Origin of the sequence: Streptomyces sp. NPDC051578, assembly GCF_044454045.1 — a bacterium.
Lineage (GTDB): Bacteria > Actinomycetota > Actinomycetes > Streptomycetales > Streptomycetaceae > Streptomyces.
On sequence record NZ_JBITDH010000001.1, the window covers coordinates 241,321 to 260,366 of the forward strand.

General features: G+C 72.7%; 23 protein-coding genes. 4 read left to right on the top strand and 19 right to left on the bottom strand.

Going from position 1 to position 19,046, the window contains the following annotated elements; all coding sequences use genetic code 11:
* Positions 1 to 130 precede the first annotated feature (130 nt).
* The 11 genes from lgt to hisI form a co-directional block, all read right to left on the bottom strand.
* Positions 131 to 1,189 (bottom strand): prolipoprotein diacylglyceryl transferase, encoded by a 1,059-nt coding sequence (lgt, locus tag ACIA6C_RS01100; RefSeq protein WP_399272031.1) that lies wholly within the window; start codon positions 1,187 to 1,189, stop codon positions 131 to 133.
* Between the two features lie 78 nt (positions 1,190 to 1,267).
* Positions 1,268 to 2,248, bottom strand: a complete 981-nt coding sequence (locus ACIA6C_RS01105) for a thioredoxin domain-containing protein (RefSeq protein WP_366082101.1) — start codon at positions 2,246 to 2,248, stop codon at positions 1,268 to 1,270.
* 138 nt (positions 2,249 to 2,386) lie between these two features.
* Positions 2,387 to 3,205: a tryptophan synthase subunit alpha gene (gene trpA, locus ACIA6C_RS01110; RefSeq protein ID WP_399272033.1), complete on the bottom strand. Its 819-nt coding sequence runs from the start codon at positions 3,203 to 3,205 to the stop codon at positions 2,387 to 2,389.
* On the bottom strand, positions 3,202 to 4,476 hold the full coding sequence (gene trpB / locus ACIA6C_RS01115) for a tryptophan synthase subunit beta (RefSeq protein WP_361135921.1): 1,275 nt from the start codon (positions 4,474 to 4,476) through the stop codon (positions 3,202 to 3,204). Before trpB ends, trpA begins: the two co-directional genes overlap by 4 nt.
* Before the next feature lie 197 nt (positions 4,477 to 4,673).
* Positions 4,674 to 4,883, bottom strand: coding sequence for a tryptophan biosynthesis modulator TrpM (gene trpM / locus ACIA6C_RS01120; protein ID WP_136215268.1), 210 nt, complete (start codon positions 4,881 to 4,883; stop codon positions 4,674 to 4,676).
* Between the two features lie 8 nt (positions 4,884 to 4,891).
* The gene (gene trpC / locus ACIA6C_RS01125; RefSeq protein WP_190182089.1) at positions 4,892 to 5,701 is read right to left on the bottom strand and encodes an indole-3-glycerol phosphate synthase TrpC; all 810 of its coding nucleotides are present in this window, start codon (positions 5,699 to 5,701) and stop codon (positions 4,892 to 4,894) included.
* A 190-nt stretch (positions 5,702 to 5,891) separates the two neighbouring features.
* Positions 5,892 to 6,371: a DUF2752 domain-containing protein gene (locus ACIA6C_RS01130; RefSeq protein WP_399272036.1), complete on the bottom strand. Its 480-nt coding sequence runs from the start codon at positions 6,369 to 6,371 to the stop codon at positions 5,892 to 5,894.
* An 88-nt stretch (positions 6,372 to 6,459) separates the two neighbouring features.
* Entirely contained in the window at positions 6,460 to 6,711 is a 252-nt protein-coding gene (locus tag ACIA6C_RS01135) for an HGxxPAAW family protein (protein WP_329194476.1), read from the bottom strand.
* Between the two features lie 97 nt (positions 6,712 to 6,808).
* A complete protein-coding gene (locus ACIA6C_RS01140; protein ID WP_399272038.1) occupies positions 6,809 to 7,465 on the bottom strand; it encodes a TIGR02234 family membrane protein in 657 nt (218 codons plus the stop codon).
* Positions 7,466 to 7,479: 14 nt separating this feature from the next.
* On the bottom strand, positions 7,480 to 9,003 hold the full coding sequence (locus tag ACIA6C_RS01145; protein WP_399272040.1) for an anthranilate synthase component I: 1,524 nt from the start codon (positions 9,001 to 9,003) through the stop codon (positions 7,480 to 7,482).
* Between the two features lie 19 nt (positions 9,004 to 9,022).
* Complete coding sequence (hisI, locus tag ACIA6C_RS01150) at positions 9,023 to 9,388, bottom strand: phosphoribosyl-AMP cyclohydrolase (protein ID WP_361135908.1); 366 nt, start codon at positions 9,386 to 9,388, stop codon at positions 9,023 to 9,025.
* 84 nt (positions 9,389 to 9,472) lie between these two features.
* Here hisI and ACIA6C_RS01155 point away from each other — a divergent pair, with 84 nt between their 5' ends.
* Entirely contained in the window at positions 9,473 to 10,105 is a 633-nt protein-coding gene (locus ACIA6C_RS01155; protein ID WP_361135905.1) for a TIGR03085 family metal-binding protein, read from the top strand.
* Positions 10,106 to 10,164: 59 nt separating this feature from the next.
* Here ACIA6C_RS01155 and hisF read toward each other — a convergent pair whose 3' ends face one another.
* Genes hisF through hisD form a run of 8 tightly spaced genes read right to left on the bottom strand, consistent with a single transcriptional unit; the run spans position 10,165 to position 15,863 of the window.
* Positions 10,165 to 10,920, bottom strand: a complete 756-nt coding sequence (gene hisF / locus ACIA6C_RS01160; protein ID WP_399272043.1) for an imidazole glycerol phosphate synthase subunit HisF — start codon at positions 10,918 to 10,920, stop codon at positions 10,165 to 10,167.
* A complete protein-coding gene (locus ACIA6C_RS01165) occupies positions 10,917 to 11,303 on the bottom strand; it encodes a RidA family protein (protein WP_190182096.1) in 387 nt (128 codons plus the stop codon). The genes hisF and ACIA6C_RS01165 overlap by 4 nt, the downstream gene beginning before the upstream one ends.
* Positions 11,300 to 12,028 (bottom strand): bifunctional 1-(5-phosphoribosyl)-5-((5-phosphoribosylamino)methylideneamino)imidazole-4-carboxamide isomerase/phosphoribosylanthranilate isomerase PriA, encoded by a 729-nt coding sequence (gene priA, locus ACIA6C_RS01170; protein WP_399272045.1) that lies wholly within the window; start codon positions 12,026 to 12,028, stop codon positions 11,300 to 11,302. The genes ACIA6C_RS01165 and priA overlap by 4 nt, the downstream gene beginning before the upstream one ends.
* Positions 12,028 to 12,678 (bottom strand): imidazole glycerol phosphate synthase subunit HisH, encoded by a 651-nt coding sequence (gene hisH, locus ACIA6C_RS01175; protein ID WP_361135894.1) that lies wholly within the window; start codon positions 12,676 to 12,678, stop codon positions 12,028 to 12,030. Before hisH ends, priA begins: the two co-directional genes overlap by 1 nt.
* Positions 12,675 to 12,842, bottom strand: a complete 168-nt coding sequence (locus tag ACIA6C_RS01180) for a hypothetical protein (RefSeq protein ID WP_361135891.1) — start codon at positions 12,840 to 12,842, stop codon at positions 12,675 to 12,677. The genes hisH and ACIA6C_RS01180 overlap by 4 nt, the downstream gene beginning before the upstream one ends.
* 2 nt (positions 12,843 to 12,844) lie before the next feature.
* The gene (hisB, locus tag ACIA6C_RS01185) at positions 12,845 to 13,438 is read right to left on the bottom strand and encodes an imidazoleglycerol-phosphate dehydratase HisB (protein WP_136230470.1); all 594 of its coding nucleotides are present in this window, start codon (positions 13,436 to 13,438) and stop codon (positions 12,845 to 12,847) included.
* Positions 13,435 to 14,544, bottom strand: coding sequence for a histidinol-phosphate transaminase (locus tag ACIA6C_RS01190; RefSeq protein WP_399272048.1), 1,110 nt, complete (start codon positions 14,542 to 14,544; stop codon positions 13,435 to 13,437). The genes hisB and ACIA6C_RS01190 overlap by 4 nt, the downstream gene beginning before the upstream one ends.
* Positions 14,541 to 15,863 carry a histidinol dehydrogenase gene (gene hisD / locus ACIA6C_RS01195; RefSeq protein ID WP_399272050.1) on the bottom strand — a complete coding sequence of 441 codons (1,323 nt, stop codon included), beginning with the start codon at positions 15,861 to 15,863 and terminating at the stop codon, positions 14,541 to 14,543. The genes ACIA6C_RS01190 and hisD overlap by 4 nt, the downstream gene beginning before the upstream one ends.
* A gap of 137 nt (positions 15,864 to 16,000) precedes the next feature.
* Between hisD and ACIA6C_RS01200 the strand changes: the two genes are divergently transcribed.
* From ACIA6C_RS01200 to ybaK, 3 genes are read left to right on the top strand one after another with little or no spacing between them, the layout of a single operon-like run.
* On the top strand, positions 16,001 to 17,599 hold the full coding sequence (locus ACIA6C_RS01200; protein ID WP_361135882.1) for an oxidoreductase: 1,599 nt from the start codon (positions 16,001 to 16,003) through the stop codon (positions 17,597 to 17,599).
* Positions 17,600 to 17,633: 34 nt separating this feature from the next.
* Positions 17,634 to 18,374 carry an LON peptidase substrate-binding domain-containing protein gene (locus ACIA6C_RS01205; RefSeq protein WP_361135880.1) on the top strand — a complete coding sequence of 247 codons (741 nt, stop codon included), beginning with the start codon at positions 17,634 to 17,636 and terminating at the stop codon, positions 18,372 to 18,374.
* Positions 18,374 to 18,871 (top strand): Cys-tRNA(Pro) deacylase, encoded by a 498-nt coding sequence (ybaK, locus tag ACIA6C_RS01210; protein WP_399272052.1) that lies wholly within the window; start codon positions 18,374 to 18,376, stop codon positions 18,869 to 18,871. The genes ACIA6C_RS01205 and ybaK overlap by 1 nt, the downstream gene beginning before the upstream one ends.
* Positions 18,872 to 19,046 lie beyond the last annotated feature (175 nt).

Genomic DNA, 19,046 nt, shown 5'->3' on the forward strand with positions numbered 1-19,046 from the left:
TCCCCCCTCCCCCCCCCCCACACCCGGCCCCCCCCCCCCCCCCGCCTTCCGGGCCACCCCCCCAACCCCCCACGATCACGGGGGCGCCGCCCTTCCGCGCGCCGCCCCCTTGCCCTCCGGCAGTCCCGGATCAGAGCTTCTTGACCCCGGGAGCAGTCCCCGAAGCCGTCCCGGAGGCCGGCTCGGCGTCCTGCGACTGCGGCGAATCCTGCGGCTTCTGCCCGGCGGAGGCGTCCGGCGCCCCGGCCCCGGCCTTGCCCGCCTCGCCCGCCTCGTCCGTGGCGCCTTCGGCTCCGGGCTCCTGGGGCCCGGCGTCCCCGGCAGCGGCCACGACGTCCTCGGCACCGGCCACGGCGTCCCCGCCCGCCGCCGGACCCCGGTCCGGCTCCACGACCTCTTCCCGGCCCGGCCGCAGCTTCTGCGACAGGAACAGGTAGACCACCGCGAGCACGAAGACGACGACCGCCGTCCAGACGTTCAGCCGCACCCCGAGGATGTGGTGCGCCTCGTCGACGCGCATGTACTCGATCCAGCCGCGCCCGAGACAGTACGCGGCCACGTACAGCGCGAAGGCCCGGCCGTGTCCCAGCTTGAAGCGGCGGTCGGCCCAGATCACCAGCAGGGCGACGCCGATGCACCACAGGGACTCGTAGAGGAAGGTGGGGTGGTAGGTCCCGGCGACCCGGTTCGGACCCTCACTGATCTTGAGGGCCCAGGGCAGGTCGGTGGGCCGCCCGTACAGCTCCTGGTTGAACCAGTTGCCCCAGCGGCCGCAGGCCTGCGCCAGCGCGATGCCGGGGGCCAGGGCGTCCGCCCAGGCCGGCAGCGGGATCCCGCGCAGCCGGCAGCCGATCCAGGCGCCCACCGCGCCCAGCGCGATCGCACCCCAGATGCCGAGGCCGCCCTCCCAGATCTTGAAGGCGTCGACCCAGTCGCGGCCCTCGCCGAAGTAGAGCTGGTAGTCGGTGATCACGTGGTAGAGGCGGCCGCCGATCAGGCCGAACGGCACCGCCCACACGGCGATGTCCGCGACCGTGCCCGGCTTACCGCCGCGTGCGATCCAGCGCTTGTTGCCGAGCCAGACGGCGACGAAGACGCCGATGATGATGCAGAACGCGTAGCCGCGAAGCGGGATCGGTCCGAGATGGATCACGCCGGTCGACGGGCTGGGGATATAGGCAAGTGTCATGGCAGGACCGACGCTACCCTGCCGGGCGGTACCCACCGCAACCCGCCCGGCAACCTGCGGTGAAATCGATACGGTCGCTCAGTCGGCCGTGGCTCCCGCCCCGGCCGGACCCCCGCTGCCGGCCCTGCTCCCGGAAACCGAGGACGACGACGAGGACAGGGAGGACGACGAGGACGACGGGGACTTCCCCGGGCGTGAGACCGACGGTGACGGCGAGGCCGACGGCGCGCCCGTCCCCTTCGGGGCGGCCGCCGCGCCGCCGTTGCCCTTGGCGGCGGCCTCCACCGCCTCCTTGAGCTTCTGCGGGGTCAGCGGGTTGGCCTGGTCGGCGAAGATGTCCTTGCCGTTCAGCAGCACGCTGGGGGTCCCGCGGAACTTCCCGGCGCGGAACGCCTCGTGCGACTTCGCCACCCAGCTGTTGTGCGTGCCGCTCTCCACGCACGAGCGGAACGCCGGGGTGTCCAGCCCCGGTACCTTGCCCGCCAGCTCCAGCAGCCTGGGGTTCTTGCCGTAGGCGTCGTCGGCTTCCTGCGGCTGGTTCTGGAAGAGCACGTCGTGGTAGGCGGGGAACTTCCCCGCGTCCTGCGCGCAGGCGGCGGCGTTCGCGGCCTTGAGGGAGCCGGTGCCGGTCATGTTGCCGTCGATCAGGGTGACCAGGTGGTAGTCGACCTTGAGCAGTCCTCTGGCCTCCAGGTCGTGGACCGTGGTCCGGTAGTTGTCCTCGAACGCCTTGCAGGCCGGGCAGCGGAAGTCCTCCCACACGGTGAGGGTGGACTTGGCCTCGGGCTTGCCCGTCTGGATGGCGAGCGCGTCCTTGCCCGTGGCCCCCGAGGGGGCGGCCACCGGGCCCGCCTTGGCGGACTTGTCGCCCTTGCCGGTGTTCGCCGCGATCAGGCCGACGACCGCGGCCAGGCCGAGTACGCCGACCACCGCCGCGGACACGATGAGGGTCCGGCGGCGCTTGTCCTTCTTCTTCTGCCGCTCGCGCTCCGCGAGGAGTCGCTCTCGGGCAGATCGTTTCGTCGCATCGCGGTTCGCACCGTCGTTCTTCTCGCTCACGTTCGGCCAAACGAAGCGGGGAGGCACTCGCGTGCCTCCCCGCTCCCACTTCCACTCGATCGGGCTAATGGGGCCCCCGGCGGTCGCCGGGCGACCATCTCCCGGCCCGTCCGGCGTCAGGACCGGCCCGTCCGGGCCTCAGGACCTGCGTACGCCTTCCGCGAGCTCGCCCGCCAGCGCCCGCACGCCCTCCAGCCCGGTCTCCAGGTCCGGGGCGTCCAGCAGCAGCTTCACGAAGGCCGAGCCGACGATCACCCCGTCCGCGAAGCCGGCCACCTGCGCGGCCTGGGCGGCGTTGGAGACGCCGAGGCCCACGCAGACGGGCAGGTCGGTGGTGGCGCGGGTGCGGCGCACCAGGTCCTGGGCCTGGTCGCCGACCGACTCCCGGGTGCCGGTGACGCCCATCAGGGAAGCGGCGTAGACGAAGCCGGAACCGGCCGCCGTGATGGTGGCCAGGCGCGCGTCCCGGCTGCTCGGGGCGACGACGAAGACGGTCGCGAGCCCGTGCTCGGCCGCGTGCTCGCGCCACAGCGCCGACTCCTGGACCGGCAGGTCGGGCAGGATGCAGCCCGCACCGCCGGCCGCCGCGAGTTCGGCGGTGAACCGCTCGACGCCGTAGCGGTCGATGGGGTTCCAGTAGGTCATCACCAGGATGGGGGCGCCGGTGGCCTCGTACGCCTCGCGCACGGTGCGCATGACGTCGGCGATCTTCACGCCGCCGCGCAGGGCGATGTCGTCGGCGGTCTGGATGACGGGGCCGTCCAGGACCGGGTCGCTGTGCGGCAGGCCGATCTCGATCACGTCGGCGCCGCCGGCCACGATGGCCTTGACGGCCTCGATACCGCCGTCGACGGTCGGGAAGCCGGCCGGGAGGTAGGCGACGAGGGCGGCCCGGTCCTCGGACTTCGCCTTGGCGAGGGTCGCGCCCAGCAGTTCGATGTTCCCGTTGGCGCTCACTTGTCGTCCCCCTCGGCGTACTCGTTGTCGGCGACCGCCCCGTCGGTGTCGTACAGCCCGAAGTAGCGGGCGGCGGTGTCCATGTCCTTGTCACCGCGACCGGACAGGTTGACCACGATCAGCCCGTCCGGGCCGAGTTCCCGGCCGAGGTCGAGGGCGCCCGCGAGGGCGTGCGCGGACTCGATCGCCGGGATGATGCCCTCGGTGCGGGACAGCAGGCGCAGGGCCTGCATCGCGGCGTCGTCCGTGACGGCGCGGTACTCGCCGCGGCCGGTGTCCTTGAGGTAGGAGTGCTCGGGGCCGATGCCCGGGTAGTCCAGACCGGCGGAGATGGAGTAGGGCTCGGTGATCTGGCCCTCCTCGTCCTGGAGGACGTAGGAGCGCGAGCCGTGCAGGATGCCGGGCTCGCCCGCGGTCAGGGTCGCCGCGTGCTCGCCGCTGTCCACGCCGTGGCCGGCGGGCTCGAAGCCGACGAGGCGGACGTCCGCGTCGGGGATGAAGGCGTGGAAGAGGCCGATGGCGTTGGAGCCGCCGCCGACGCAGGCCGCGACGGCGTCGGGCAGGCGGCCGGCGCGCTCCAGGATCTGGCGGCGGGCTTCGACGCCGATGACGCGGTGGAAGTCGCGGACCATGGCCGGGAAGGGGTGGGGGCCGGCGACGGTGCCGAAGAGGTAGTGGGTCTGGTCCACGTTGGCGACCCAGTCGCGGAACGCCTCGTTGATGGCGTCCTTGAGGGTGCGGGAGCCGGACTTCACGGCGATGACCTCGGCGCCCAGCATGCGCATGCGGGCGACGTTCAGCGCCTGGCGCTGGGTGTCGATCTCGCCCATGTAGATGGTGCAGTCGAGGCCGAAGAGGGCGCAGGCGGTGGCGGTCGCCACGCCGTGCTGCCCGGCGCCGGTCTCGGCGATGACGCGGGTCTTGCCCATGCGCTTGGTGAGCAGCGCCTGGCCCAGCACGTTGTTGATCTTGTGCGAGCCGGTGTGGTTGAGGTCCTCGCGCTTGAGGAAGATCCGTGCGCCGCCCGCGTGCTCCGCGAAGCGGGGCACCTCGGTGAGGGCGCTGGGGCGGCCCGTGTAGTTGACCATGAGCTCGTTGAGCTCGGCGGCGAAGGACGGATCGCTCTTGGCCTTGTCGTATTCGACGGCGACCTCGTCCACGGCGGCGACGAGCGCCTCCGGGATGAACTTGCCGCCGAAGTCGCCGAAGTAGCCCTCGGCGTTGGGGACCAGACCCTGCGGGTCCGGGATGAAGAACGAGTGGGTGGACATGTCCACTACTCCTACGGGGTGCGACGGGATGGCTTCACCGTATGGCGCCGCCGGTCCGCGGCCCGCGCACCCCGCGGGCAGGGGTGGTGGGGATACGGACGGAGCGGCCCGCGTCCGGAGCCGGCGGCTCGGGGACGGCGGGCCGTACGAGGACGCCCGGCCGGTACGTCAGGGGTACCGGGGCGGGGCGGCCGTCGTCACGGCGCGGGCGAGGGGCGCCATCGCATGCCGTTGACCTGTCCGGGCTCGGAGCCGATCACATACCGCACCCGCCGGCCGTGCACGCGCCGGGCAGGGGCGCGGCAGCCGCGGGGGCGGCAGCCGCGCGCCAGCGGCGCGTGCGCCGTCGGCACGCCGGCCGGGCCGTGGCCCGGGCGGGTGCGGACGCTGGAGCGGGAGACGGGCACGGGTGGGGTCAGCTCCGCCCGTGCCGCAGGGCGGGGTGGGCGCCGGCGGCCACCAGGTCGGCCACGGCCGCCTTGGGGTCGCGTCCGGTGACCAGGGACTCCCCGACGAGGACGGCGTCGGCGCCCTCGTTGGCGTACGCGATCAGGTCGTGCGGTCCGCGGATGCCGGACTCGGCGACCTTGACGATGTGGTCGGGGATGGCCTCGACGACGCGCTCGAAGGTGGAGCGGTCGACCTTGAGGTCCTTGAGGTTGCGCGCGTTGACACCGATGATCTTGGCGCCGGCGGCGACGGCGCGCTCGACCTCGTCCTCGTCGTGGACCTCGACCAGCGGGGTCAGCCCGATGGACTGGGCCCGCTCGATGAGGGAGACGAGGGCTTCCTGCTCCAGAGCCGCGACGATCAGCAGGGCCAGGTCGGCGCCGTAGGCGCGGGCCTCCCACAGCTGGTACGCGGTGACGATGAAGTCCTTGCGCAGGATCGGGATGTCCACGCGGGCGCGGACGGCCTCCAGGTCGGCCAGCGAGCCGCCGAAACGACGCTGCTCGGTGAGGACGGAGATGACCGCCGCACCGCCCGCCTCGTAGTCGGCGGCGAGCCCGGCCGGATCGGCGATCGCGGCGAGCGCGCCCTTGGAGGGGCTGGAGCGCTTCACCTCACAGATCACCTTGACGCTGTCGCCACGCAGGGCGGCGACACCGTCCTTGGCCTGGGGCGCCTTGGCGGCACGCTCCTTGAGCTCGTCGAGGCTCACGCGGGCCTGCCGTTCGGCAAGGTCTTCGCGGACCCCTTCGATGATCTCGTCGAGCACACTCACGCGAGCGGCCCCCTTCCGGGTCGATGACGGTCGGCCGCCTTGCAGACACGTACCACTGCAAGGTCAGCACTCAAATGGTATCCGCAGGTCGCCGGGGCCTCCGCACGGAGCGTGCGGGTGTCCCATTGACTGGACAGTCGGAACCTGCGCTTCCCCCGGAATAGCGGCTTCCTCCCGTGAGCCCGCCGTTTCAGGGGGCCAGGGCCGATCCGAAGGGAAGGTTGCGGACGACGGCGAAGGCCAGCACGACCGCTCCCAGGCCCCACCAGTACACCGGCCTGAGGGCGATCCTCGGCGGCGGCCCGCCGCGCGCGGCCCGGACCAGCCAGAGCCCGAGGAACGCGGCGAAGAGGAAGTAGCCGAGGACGGCGACGGCGTTGTCACCGAGCGCGGTCACCAGATCGCCGTGGGCGAAGGCGTGCGCGCTGCGCAGCCCGCCGCAGCCCGGGCACAGGATCCCGGTCAGCCGCAGCAGCGGGCAGACGGGGTAGTGGCCCGGCTGGTTCGGGTCGACCGCGCCCACGTAGGCGAACGCGGCGAGGGTCCCGGCCAGGGTGAGCACGGGGGCGGCGAGCCCGCGGGCCCGGGAGACCGGGGGCGGCGCGCTGGGCCGTACGTGCGCCGGGCCGGGGGTGCGAGGGGCGTCCACGCGGTGATTGTCTCCGCTCATGACGAAAAGGCGCAGCCCGACGGGGCCGCGCCTTTCGAAGCCGCGCCGCTCGGCCGTGCCTGACGAACCGGCGGCGCCAGGGCCCGGCTCAGACCTTCGCGGCCAGCTTGTTGGCGGCGATGACCTGCGCGAGGTCCTCGTGCGCGGGCTTCGGGGCGCCCATGCCCGCGGCCTTCATCGCCATGCCGACGACACCGCCGAGCGCGACGACGACCAGGCCGGCCCAGAAGCCGAGCGGGTTCGCCAGCACCATGAAGGCGCCGGAGATGCAGAAACCGATGAAGGCGATGATGACACCGGTCCAGGCGGCCGGGGTGTGTCCGTGATGCGTGCCCGCCATGAGTTGCTCCTCGTTGCTCTGTCGCGCAGTGCTGTACCGAACGCGGTCTGTGTCGAACGCTCGATGCCCATTGTCCCGCACCGGGCGCCGCGTGCTGTCAGTGGGTCGGGTCCTCGCCCCGGTCCAGGGCCTTCCACAGGTCCTCGGGCCGCTCCGGGTCCACCACCGCGGCCTTGCGCGGCCGGGGGCTGCCGTCGCGTTCGTAGCGTCCGCCCATCGCCGGCCAGGTCCGGCCGAAGCGCAGGGCCAGCAGGCCGGCCGACAGGATGAGGACCGCCCCGCCGGCGGTGACGTACGGCCAGGGGGTGTGGGACAGCTCCGCCACCCTCGCGGCGGTGTCCGCGGTGGTGGTGGCGGCCTTCTCGTCCAGCGCCCGGCGGTCGTCGGCGGCGGTGACCGCGGCCAGCGCCGCGCCCAGACCGCTCAGCGCCAGCAGCCCGGACACCAGCAGCCGGCTCTTGCCGCGTACGGCGAACACCGCGACCAGGGCCGCGAGGGCGACGATGGCCAGCGCGGCCGGCAGCCCGGTGACGGCCTGCCCGTCCGCGGTCAGCGGGAGCGAACCCCCCGCGACGACGGCGCTGCCGCGGGCCCAGACCCGGCCGGAGGCGAGCAGGACGACGGTGGCGCCGAGCGCGCCGAGCAGCAGGGCGACGGCCACGCTGCGGCGGCCGCCGCGACCGTCGGGGGCCTCGGGCTCGGGCACGGAAGCGGCATCGGTTCGGGGCGGGGGTACGGCACTCACGTACCCCACTATCCCCTACCGGCTCACGCGCCGTGGAGGCGGTTGGCCGCTCCCACCGCGCGGAGGACCGCGGCGGCCTTGTTGCGGCACTCGTTGTCCTCCAGCTCGGGCACCGAATCCGCGACGACGCCCGCTCCGGCCTGCACGTACGCGGTACCGTCGCGCAGCAGCGCGGTACGGATGGCGATGGCCGTGTCGGAGTCCCCGGCGAAGTCGAGGTAGCCGACGCAGCCGCCGTACAGGCCCCGGCGGGAGGGCTCCAGCTCCTCGATGATCTGCATGGCGCGCGGCTTGGGCGCGCCGGAGAGGGTGCCGGCCGGGAAGCAGGCGGTGAGCACGTCGAAGGCGGTCTTGCCCTCGGCGACCCTCCCGGTGACGGTGGAGACGATGTGCATGACGTGCGAGTAGCGCTCGATGCTCATGAAGTCGACGACCTCGACGGAGCCCGGCTCGCACACCCGGCCCAGGTCGTTGCGGCCGAGGTCGACGAGCATCAGGTGCTCGGCGCGCTCCTTCGGGTCGGCCAGCAGCTCGTCGGCGAGCTCGTTGTCCTCCTGCGGGGTGGCGCCGCGGTGCCGGGTACCGGCGATGGGGTGCACCATGGCCCGGCCGTCCTCGACCTTGACCAGCGCCTCGGGGCTGGAGCCGACGACGTCGAAGCCGTTCTCGAAGCGGAAGAGGTACATGTACGGGGACGGGTTGGTGGCCCGCAGGACGCGGTAGACGTCCAGCGCGGAGGCCTTGCACGGCGTCTCGAACCGCTGCGACGGGACGACCTGGAAGGCCTCCCCGGCCCGGATCCGCTCCTTCACGTCCTCGACGGCGGCCTGGTACTTCTCGCCGCCCCACAGGGCGGAGAACTCGGGCAGCTCGGAGGCGGGCAGCGGGGTGGGCACGTAGGGCGCGGGCCGCGCGAGGTCGGCCTCCATCGCGTCGAGGCGGGCGACGGCGTCCGCGTACGCCTCGTCCACGCCCGTGTCGAGGTCGTTGTGGTTGATGGCGTTGGCGATGAGCCGGACCGTGCCGTCCCAGTGGTCCATGACCGCCAGGTCGGAAGTGAGCAGCATGGTCAGCTCGGGCAGCTGCAGGTCGTCCGAGGTGTGCTCGCCGATGCGCTCCAGGCGGCGCACGATGTCGTAGCCGAGGTAGCCGACCATGCCGCCGGTGAAGGGCGGCGTCCCGGCCGCGTCGTCGCGGGTGGTGACGCCTCCCATGCCGCCGGGGATCGGGGGCGTGTGCAGGACTTCGACGGTGGCGCGCAGCGCGTCGAGGGGGTCGCCGGTGGTGGGGACGCCGACGGGGGCGGCGCCGATCCAGTGGGCCTGGCCGTCGCGGACGGTCAAGGTGGCGTCGGAGCGCACGCCGATGAAGGAGTACCGGGACCAGGACCGTCCGTTCTCCGCGGACTCCAGGAGGAAGGTACCGGGGCGTTCGGCGGCGAGCTTCCGGTAGAGGCCGACCGGGGTGTCCCCGTCGGCGAGCAGCTTGCGGCTGACGGGGATGACACGGCGGTCGGCCGCGAGCTTGCGGAACGTCTCGAGATCCATGGCGTGGGACCCTACCTAGCTATTCGGCGGCCAGCGGAAGGACATCGGCGTCGAAGCAGGTCCGGGCACCCGTGTGGCAGGCGGCGCCGACCTGGTCGACCTTCACGAGCACGGTGTCGGCGTCGCAGTCGAGGGCGACGGACTTCACGTGCTGGAAGTGGCCGGAAGTATCCCCCTTGACCCAGTACTCCTGACGGCTGCGCGACCAGTACGTGCAGCGTCCGGTGGTCAGGGTCCGGTGCAGGGCCTCGTCGTCCATCCAGCCGAGCATGAGCACCTCACCGGTGTCGTACTGCTGGGCGATGGCCGGTACCAGACCGTCCGCGGAGCGCCTCAGACGGGCGGCGATGGCGGGATCGAGAGAGGTCGTACTCATGGGGCCCATTGTGCCGGGCGCGGGTCGCGATCACCGACGGCTGTCCGCCTGATGAGCAGGCACGGGGCGGGTTCCGGCCGTAGGCTGGCCACCATGTCTACCCATGCGAAGCGTGAACGACTGCTGCTGGCCGATCTGTTGGAGGCGGCGGGACCGGAGGCGCCGACGCTGTGCGACGGCTGGAGCGCACGGGAACTGGCGGCGCACGTGGTCGTCCGGGAGCGCCGCCCGGACGCGGCCGGCGGCCTGCTGCTGAACGTGCTCAAGGCCCGCCTGGACAAGGCGATGGCCGAGTACGCCGCCAAACCGTACGAGGAGCTGATCCGGCTGATCCGCACCGGGCCGCCGAAGATGTCCCTGTACTCCGTCAAGCAGATCGACGAGGCCGCGAACGCGGTGGAGTTCTACGTCCACGCCGAGGACGTCCGCCGCGCCCAGCCCGACTGGTCGCCCCGACAGCTGGACCCGGTGTTCTCGGACGCGCTCTGGTCCCGTCTGGAGAAGCTGGCCCGCCTCACGGGCCGCCGCTCGCCGGTCGGTCTGGTGCTGCGCCGACCGGACGGCCGGACGGCCGTCGCCCACAAGGGGACCCCGGTGGTGACGGTCACCGGCGAGCCGGGCGAGCTGACGCTGTTCTGCTTCGGCCGCCAGGACGCCGCCAAGGTGGACCTGGACGGCCCGAAGGAGGCCATCGCCCGCCTGACGACGGCCGAGCTCGGAATCTGACGTCCCGAGCGGGAGGCACGTGACGGGGGGGCGGGCGCCCTCCCCGTCCGGGCCGGGCGTCAGCGGACCGGGTGGCCGGCCCCGCGGAGGGTGTTCTTGACCTCGCCGATGCGCAGGTCGCCGAAGTGGAACACCGAGGCGGCGAGGACCGCGTCGGCGCCCGCCTCGATGGCCGGCGGGAAGTGTTCCAGCTTGCCGGCGCCGCCCGAGGCGATCACCGGGACACGGACGTGCCTGCGCACCGCGGCGATCATCTCGGTGTCGTAGCCGTCCTTCGTGCCGTCGGCGTCCATCGAGTTCAGCAGGATCTCCCCGGCGCCCAGCTCGGCGGCCCGGTGGGCCCACTCGACGGCGTCGATGCCGGCGCTCTTGCGGCCGCCGTGCGTGGTGACCTCGAAGGCGCCGGACGCGGTGCGCCGCGCGTCCACCGACAGCACCAGCACCTGGCGGCCGAAGCGCTCCGCGATCTCCCGGATCAGCTCGGGCCGCTCGATGGCGGCCGTGTTGACGCCCACCTTGTCGGCGCCCGCCCGCAGCAGCCTGTCCACATCGTCGGCGGTGCGTACGCCGCCGCCCACGGTCAGCGGGATGAAGACCTGCTCCGCCGTCCTGCGCACCACGTCGTAGGTGGTCTCGCGGTTACCGGAGGACGCGGTGATGTCGAGGAAGGTCAGCTCGTCCGCGCCCTCGGCGTCGTAGAGCTTGGCCATCTCCACCGGGTCGCCGGCGTCCCGCAGGTTCTGGAAGTTGACACCCTTGACGACCCGGCCGTTGTCCACGTCCAGGCAGGGGATCACCCGTACGGCGAGGGTCATGCGGCACCTCCGTACGCCTCGACCTCGACCTCGACGACCATGGACGGGTCGACGAAACCGGAAACGATGATCATGGACGCGGCGGGGCGCACCGCGTCGAACAGTTCCTTGTGGGCGCGGCCGACGTCGTCGACGTCCCGGGCGTGCGTGAGGTACATCCGGGTCCGGACCACGTGCTCGGGGCCGAGACCGGCCTGCTCCAGCGCCTTGAAGGCGACGCCGAAGGCCGTGATCGCCTGCTCGTAGGGACCGCCGCCGTCGGCCGCGGTGCAGCCGGAGACCAGGACCAGTCCGTTGGGGAGCTGCACGGCTCGGCTGTAGCCGATGACGTCCTCGTAGGGGCCACCGGAGGAGATGCGGCGCACGTCGTCGGGGGCGCTCATGCGGACACCACCCGAAGGGCCTCTTCCAGGGTGAAGGCCTTCGCGTACAGGGCCTTGCCGACGATGGCGCCCTCGACGCCCAGCGGCACCAGCTCGGACAGCGCCCTCAGGTCGTCCAGCGAGGAGATGCCGCCGGAGGCGACGACGGGCCGGTCGGTGGCGGCGCAGACGTTCCGCAGCAGCTCCAGGTTGGGGCCGGTCAGCGTGCCGTCCTTGCCGATGTCGGTGACGACGTACCGGGCGCAGCCCTCGGAGTCCAGGCGGCCGAGGGTCTCGTACAGGTCCCCGCCCTCGCTGGTCCAGCCGCGGCCCTTGAGGGTGGTGCCGCGTACGTCGAGCCCGACGGCGATCTTGTCGCCGTGCTCGGCGATCGCCTTGGCGGCCCACTCGGGGGTCTCCAGGGCGGCGGTGCCGAGGTTGACGCGGGTGCAGCCGGTGGCGAGGGCGGCGGCGAGCGAGGCGTCGTCGCGGATGCCGCCGGACAGCTCGACCTTGATGTCCATGGCGCCGGTGATCTCGGCGACCAGGGCGCGGTTGTCGCCGGTGCCGAAGGCCGCGTCCAGGTCGACCAGGTGCAGCCATTCGGCGCCGGCGCGCTGCCAGGCGAGGGCGGCTTCCAGCGGCGAGCCGTACGAGGTCTCGCTGCCGGACACGCCGTGCACGAGGCGTACGGCCTGGCCGTCGCGGACGTCGACCGCGGGGAGCAGCTCGAGCGTGGATGGCATCACAGGGTCTCGATCCAGTTGGTGAGGAGCTGGGCGCCGGCGTCGCCGGACTTCTCGGGGTGGAACTGGGTGGCCCACAGGGCCCCGTTCTCCACCGCCGCGACGAAACGCTCGCCGTGGGTGGCCCAGGTGACCTTGGGGGCGCGGATCAGCGGATTGGTGACCTCCAGGCTCCAGTCGTGCGCCGCGTAGGAGTGCACGAAGTAGAACCGGGCGTCGGCGTCGAGGCCGGCGAAGGCCTGGCTGTCCTCGGGGGCGTCGACGGTGTTCCAGCCCATGTGGGGCACGATCGGGGCCTTGAGCGGGCCGACCGTGCCGGGCCACTCGTCCAGGCCCTCGGTCTCCACGCCGTGCTCGATGCCGCGTTCGAAGAGGATCTGCATGCCGACGCAGATGCCCATGACGGGCCTGCCGCCGGACAGCCGGCGCCCGATGATCCAGTCGCCGCGGACGTCCTTGAGTCCCTGCATGCAGGCGGAGAAGGCCCCGACGCCGGGGACGAGCAGCCCGTCCGCGTCCATGGCCTTGTCGTAGTCGCGGGTGATCTCGACGTCCGCGCCGACCCGTGCGAGCGCCCGCTCAGCGGAACGTACGTTTCCGAAGCCGTAGTCGAAGACCACGACGGTCTTGGTGGGGCGGGTTGCGCTCATGCCCAAATTCCCTGGATCCGCAGGACTCCGGCGGCGAGGCACATCGCGGAGCAGATGGCGAGCAGGACGATGACCGACAGGGGCATCTTCTGCTTCTGGAAGGAGTAGACGCCCCCGGCCAGGAACAGGCCGAGGACGATCAGGATGGTGTTGAGGCCGTTCACGGTCAGAGGGCACCCTTCGTGGAGGGCAGGATGCCGGCCGCGCGCGGGTCGAACTCGGCGGCGTAGCGCAGGGCGCGGGCGAGGGCCTTGAACTGGCACTCCACGATGTGGTGGGCGTTGCGCCCGTACGGGACGTGGATGTGCAGGGCGATCTGGGCCTGCGCGACGAAGGACTCGAAGATGTGCCGGGTCATCGTCGTGTCGTACGAGCCGATCATGGGCGCCATGTTCTCGGGCTCGGTGTGCACGAGGTAGGGGCGGCCCGACAGGTCGACGGTCACCTGGGCGAGGGACTCGTCCAGCGGGACGGTGCAGTTGCCGAAGCGGTAGATGCCGACCTTGTCGCCGAGGGCCTGCTTGAAGGCGGCGCCGAGGGCGAGGGCGGTGTCCTCGATGGTGTGGTGGCTGTCGATGTGCAGGTCGCCGTCGGTCTTGACCGTGAGGTCGAAGAGGCCGTGGCGGCCGAGCTGGTCGAGCATGTGGTCGTAGAAGCCCACGCCCGTCGAGACGTCGACCTTGCCGGTGCCGTCGAGGTTTATCTCGACGACGACCGAGGTCTCCTTCGTGGTCCGTTCGACCCGTCCGATGCGGCTCATGCGTGCTGCTCCTTCTTCAGTGCGCGAACCGCTTCCAGGAACGCGTCGTTCTCGGCGGGGGTGCCCGCGGTGACCCGCAGCCATCCGGGTACGCCGTTGTCCCGGACCAGGACACCCCGGTCGAGGATCTTCTGCCAGGCGGTGTGGGAGTCCTCGAACCTGCCGAACTGGATGAAGTTCGCGTCGGACTCGGTGACCTCGTAGCCGATGGCCCGCAGCTCGGTGACCAGGCGGTCCCGTTCGGCCTTGAGCTGTTCGACGTAGCCGAGGAGCGTGTCGGTGTGTTCCAGGGCGGCCAGCGCGGTCGCCTGGGTGACGGCCGACAGGTGGTACGGCAGCCGTACGAGCTGTACGGCGTCGACCACGGCCGGGTGCGCGGCGAGGTAGCCCAGGCGCAGGCCTGCGGCGCCGAAGGCCTTGGACATGGTCCGCGAGACGACCAGGTTCGGGCGGCCCTCGATCAGCGGGAGGAGGGAGTCGCGGTGGCTGAACTCCACGTACGCCTCGTCCACGACCACCAGGGACGGCTTGGCCGCCTGGGCCGCCTCGTAGAGGGCGAGGACCGTCTCCGCCTCGACCGCGGTGCCCGTGGGGTTGTTGGGCGAGGTGATGAAGACGACGTCGGGCGCGTGCTCGGCGATCGCCCGTTCGGCGGCCCCCACGTCGATGGTGAAGTCCTCCCGGCGCGGTCCGGAGATCCAGCCGGTGCCGGTGCCGCGGGCGATCAGGGCGTGCATCGAGTACGAGGGCTCGAAGCCGATCGCGGTGCGGCCGGGCCCGCCGAAGGTCTGCAGCAGCTGCTGGATGACCTCGTTGGAGCCGTTGGCGGCCCAGACGTTCTCCCGCGCCACCGGGTGCTTGCCGGTACGGGTCAGGTACGCGGCCAGCTCGGTGCGCAGCTCCACCGCGTCCCGGTCGGGGTAGCGGTTGAGGGTGCGGGCGGCGTCGGCGACGCGCTCGGCGATGCGCCGCACGAGCGGTTCGGGCAGCTCGTACGGGTTCTCGTTGGTGTTGAGCTGGACGGGCACGTCGAGCTGCGGGGCGCCGTACGGGGACTTGCCGCGCAGTTCGTCCCGGATGGGGAGGTCGTCGATCCCGAAGGTCACTGTCCCGGCACCTTCCACCCGAACCGCGCCTTCAAGGCCGCGCCGTGCGCCGGCAGGTCCTCGGCCTCGGCGAGGGTCACCACGTGGTGGGCGACCTCGGCGAGGGCGTCGCGCGAGTAGTCGACGATGTGGATGCCGCGCAGGAAGGACTGCACGGACAGGCCGGAGGAGTGGCAGGCGCAGCCGCCGGTGGGCAGGACGTGGTTGGACCCGGCGCAGTAGTCGCCGAGCGAGACCGGCGCCCAGGGGCCGACGAAGACCGCCCCGGCGTTGCGGACGCGGGCGGCCCAGGCCGCCGCGTCGGCGGTCTGGATCTCCAGGTGTTCGGCGCCGTACGCGTCGACGACCCTGAGGCCGTCCTCCAGGCTGTCGACCAGCACGATCGCGGACTGCTTGCCCGCGAGGGCCGGCTTGATCCGGTCCTCGATGTGCTTGGTGGCCGCGACCTGCGGTTCCAGTTCCTTCTCGACGGCCGACGCGAGTTCCTCGGAGTCGGTGACGAGGACCGCCGCGGCCAGCGGGTCGTGCTCGGCCTGGCTGATCAGGTCGGCGGCGACGTGCACGGGGTCGGCCGTGGAGTCCGCGAGGACGGCGATCTCGGTCGGGCCGGCCTCGGTGTCGATGCCGATCCTCCCGGTGAAGTAGCGCTTGGCGGCCGCGACCCAGATGTTGCCGGGGCCGGTCACCATGTTGGCGGGCGCGCACTCCTCGGTGCCGTACGCGAACATCGCGACGGCCTGGGCGCCACCGGCCGCGTACACCTCGTCGACGCCGAGCAGGGCGCAGGCGGCGAGGATCGTCGGGTGCGGCAGGCCGCCGAACTCGGCCTGCGGCGGGGAGGCGAGCGCGATGGACTCGACCCCGGCCTCCTGGGCGGGTACGACGTTCATCACCACGGAGGACGGGTACACGGAGCGGCCGCCCGGCGCGTACAGGCCGACGCGCTCGACGGGAACCCACTTCTCGGTCACGGTGCCGCCGGGGACCACCTGGGTGGTGTGCTCGCTGCGGCGCTGGTTGCGGTGGACGATCCGGGCACGCCGGATCGACTCCTCCAGGGCGGCCCGGACGGCCGGATCCAGCTGTTCCAGGGCGGTCGCGAGGGCCTGCGCGGGGACCCGGACCCGGGTGAGCTCGACCCCGTCGAACTTGCGCGCGTACTCGATCAGCGCCGCCGTGCCACGATGGTGCACGTCCTCGCAGATGGGCCGCACCTTCTCCAGGGCGGCTTCCACGTCGAACTCGGCACGGGGCAGCAGATCGCGCAGGGCGCCACCCTCGGGGAGGGTGTCACCGCGCAGGTCGATACGAGAGATCACGCTGCAATTCTCTCAGACCGGCTCCCGCCACCGTTCGCCCGTATCACTGGCTGATACACGCCCCGGGCGTCTTCGGATGTCACAGCGGCCGCTTAGCGTTCCCCTACACGTATATGTGACTGCGGAGGGGGGCCGCCATGGCTGAGGTACGCGCGGGGACGGAACCGGTGGATCTCACCGACGCCGAGCGGCGCATGTGGGAGGCGTACCGCACGGGTCGCACGTGTGATCTCAGTGCGCGTGTCGCGGCGCAGGACGACCCGCATTCGGGGCGGCCCTGGGGGCCGGAGCGCAGTGTCCGCGCCGAGGTGGTGGCGCTGCTGCTGCTCCACGGGCCGCCGCCGGTGCCGGGCCGGGTGGTGGCGCTGAAGCTGCGCGGCGTGCGGATCCTGGGGCGGCTGGAACTGTCCGGGGGCAGGGTCGAGCCGTACGTCGAGTTCCAGTCGTGCCGCTTCGACAGCGAGCTGCAGCTGGCCGAGACGCGGGCCTGCACCCTGCGGCTCGTGAACTGCGCGATCCCCCGGCTGGAGGCGGCCCGGCTGCACACCGAGGGGGACCTGCACCTGCTCGCGTCCCGGGTCGCGCGGGGGATCCGGCTGACGGACGCGCAGATCGGCACCGACCTGCTGATCAGTCGCGCCGTGGTCCGGCCCGACAACAAGGGCCGGGCGATCACCGCCGACGGCATGTCCGTCGCCCAGGACTTCCAGGGCGACATGCTGGAGACGTACGGGGAGATCAGCCTGCGCGGCGCGAAGGTCGGCGTGTCGATGAACCTGCGCGGGGCCCGCTTGCGCAACCCGGCCGGGCGGCGCGCGCTGAACGCGCCGCAGCTGACGGTCGAGCGGACCTTGTACCTGACGTCGATCGCGCTGTACTCCTCCCCGGGCGATTCGGGGACGCGGACGCCGCCGTACGGGGTCGGGCAGACGCCCGCGCCGGGCCAGGCCTCGCAGGAGTTCGAGTGCGAGGGCGGGATGCGCCTGGACGACGGCCGCTTCGGTGACGCGATCGACTTCTACGGGGCGCGGTTCGTGCTGTCGCCGGAGCAGGAGGTGTCGCTGCGGCGGATCAGCACGCCGGAGCTCCGTTTCGTCGGCGCGCAGCCCGAGCAGGGCCGGGTCGTGCTGTCGGGGGCGAAGGTGGTCAAGCTGGTCGACCTGTCCACGAGCTGGCCGGGCCCGGGTCGGCTGGTGATGGAGGGGTTCTCGTACGAGATCCTCGCGCCCCGCGGGCACTTCCCGCTGCCGCGCCGGCTGGCCTGGGTGGAGGCGGCCACCGTGGAGTATTCGCCGGAGCCGTACGAGCGGCTGGCGGCGGTGCTGCGGGCCAGCGGCGAGGACGCCGACGCCCGGGAGGTGCTGCTGGCCAAGCAGCGGCGGCGGCGTGCGACCCTGCCGCCCGCGGCCAAGGCGTGGGGCTACCTCCAGGACTGGACGGTGGTGTACGGGTACCGGCCGGGCCGGGCGGCGCTGTGGATGGCGGTGCTGTGGGCGGCGGGCACGCTGCTGTTCTCCCAGCACCCGCCGCCGCCGATCAAGGAGGACGAGCACCCGCAGTGGAGCGCAGCCCTGTACGCCCTCGATCTGCTGCTCCCGGTGATCGATCTGGGGCACGAGGGCCAGTGGAAGCCGGGCGGGGCATGGCAATGGTGCGCGTCGGCGCTCGTGGTGCTGGGGTGGATCCTGGCCACGACGGTGGCGGCGGGCGCCTCCCGGCTGCTGAGGCGGGGGTGACGGCTGCGGGCCCGCGGCCACTACCCTGTGCCTCGTGACCTCCGTTCGCCTGCCCCTCTTCCCGCTGAACTCGGTGCTGTTCCCCGGCCTCGTGCTGCCGCTGAACGTCTTCGAGGAGCGTTATCGCGCCATGATGCGCGAGTTGCAGAAGACGGCCGAGGACGAGCCGCGGCGTTTCGCGGTCGTCGCGATCCGGGACGGCTGGGAGGTCGCACCGACCGCGCCGGGGCTGCCGGACCAGACGACACTGCCGGAGCGCGGCCCGGCGGCGGGTTTCGGTGCGGACCCGATCCAGGCCTTCCACCGGGTGGGCTGCATCGCGGACGCCGCGACGATCCGGGAGAGGGAGGACGGCAGCTTCGAGGTGCTGGCCACCGGCACCTCCAGGGTGCGGCTGCTGTCGGTCGACGCGTCGGGGCCGTACCTGGTCGCCGAGCTGGAGGAGCTGCCGGAGGACGCGGGCGACGGCGCGGGAGCGCTGGCCGAAGGCGTGCTGCGGGCGTTCCGGAACTACCAGAAGCGGCTGGCGGGAGCGCGGGAGCGGTCCCTGTCCGCGGCGCCCGAACTGCCGGACGAGCCGTCGGTGGTCTCGTACCTGGTCGCTGCGGCGGTCGTACTGGACATCCCGGCGCGGCAGCGGCTGCTCCAGGCCCCGGACACGGCGACGCGCCTGGCGGAGGAGCTGAAACTGCTGCGTACGGAGACGGCGGTGATCCGGCACCTGCCGTCGCTGCCGGCGGTCGACCTGACGCGCGCGCCGACGAGCCTGAACTGATGGGGAAGAAGAAGGCGGGGGCGGCCGGGGCGGCGACCCCGGCGATCGCGGCCCTGACGGCGGCCGGCGCGCAGTTCACGACGCACGCGTACGAGCACGACCCGGCGCATCCTTCGTACGGGCTGGAGGCGGCGCAGAAGATGGGCGTCTCCCCGGCGCAGGTGTTCAAGACGCTGGTCGCGGACGTGGACGGCGTACTGACGGTGGCGGTGGTCCCGGTGTCGGGCTCGCTCGACCTCAAGGCGCTGGCCGCGGCGGTGGGCGAGAAGCGGGCGGCGATGGCGGACCCGGCGCTGGCGGAGCGGACCACGGGGTACGTGCGGGGCGGCATCTCGCCGCTGGGGCAGCGGCGGACGCTGCGGACGGTTGTGGACGCGTCGGCGTCCGGGCACCGCACGATCTGCGTGTCGGCGGGGCGCCGGGGCCTGGAGGTCGAGCTGACCCCGGCCACGTTGACGTCGCTGACGTCGGCCACGGTCGCCCCGATCGCCCGCTGACCTCCGGCGCGCCCACCCGCCGACTCCGCCCCCTCCGGCCCCCCGGTGCCCCGGGGCGGCCCCGGCCTCACCGGCCCTGCGGCGACTCCGGCCCCCGGGACCGAACCAGCCCCATGGAGGCACCATCCAGCCCCGCCGCACCCCGGCGCCCCGGGGCGGCCCCGGCCTCACCGGG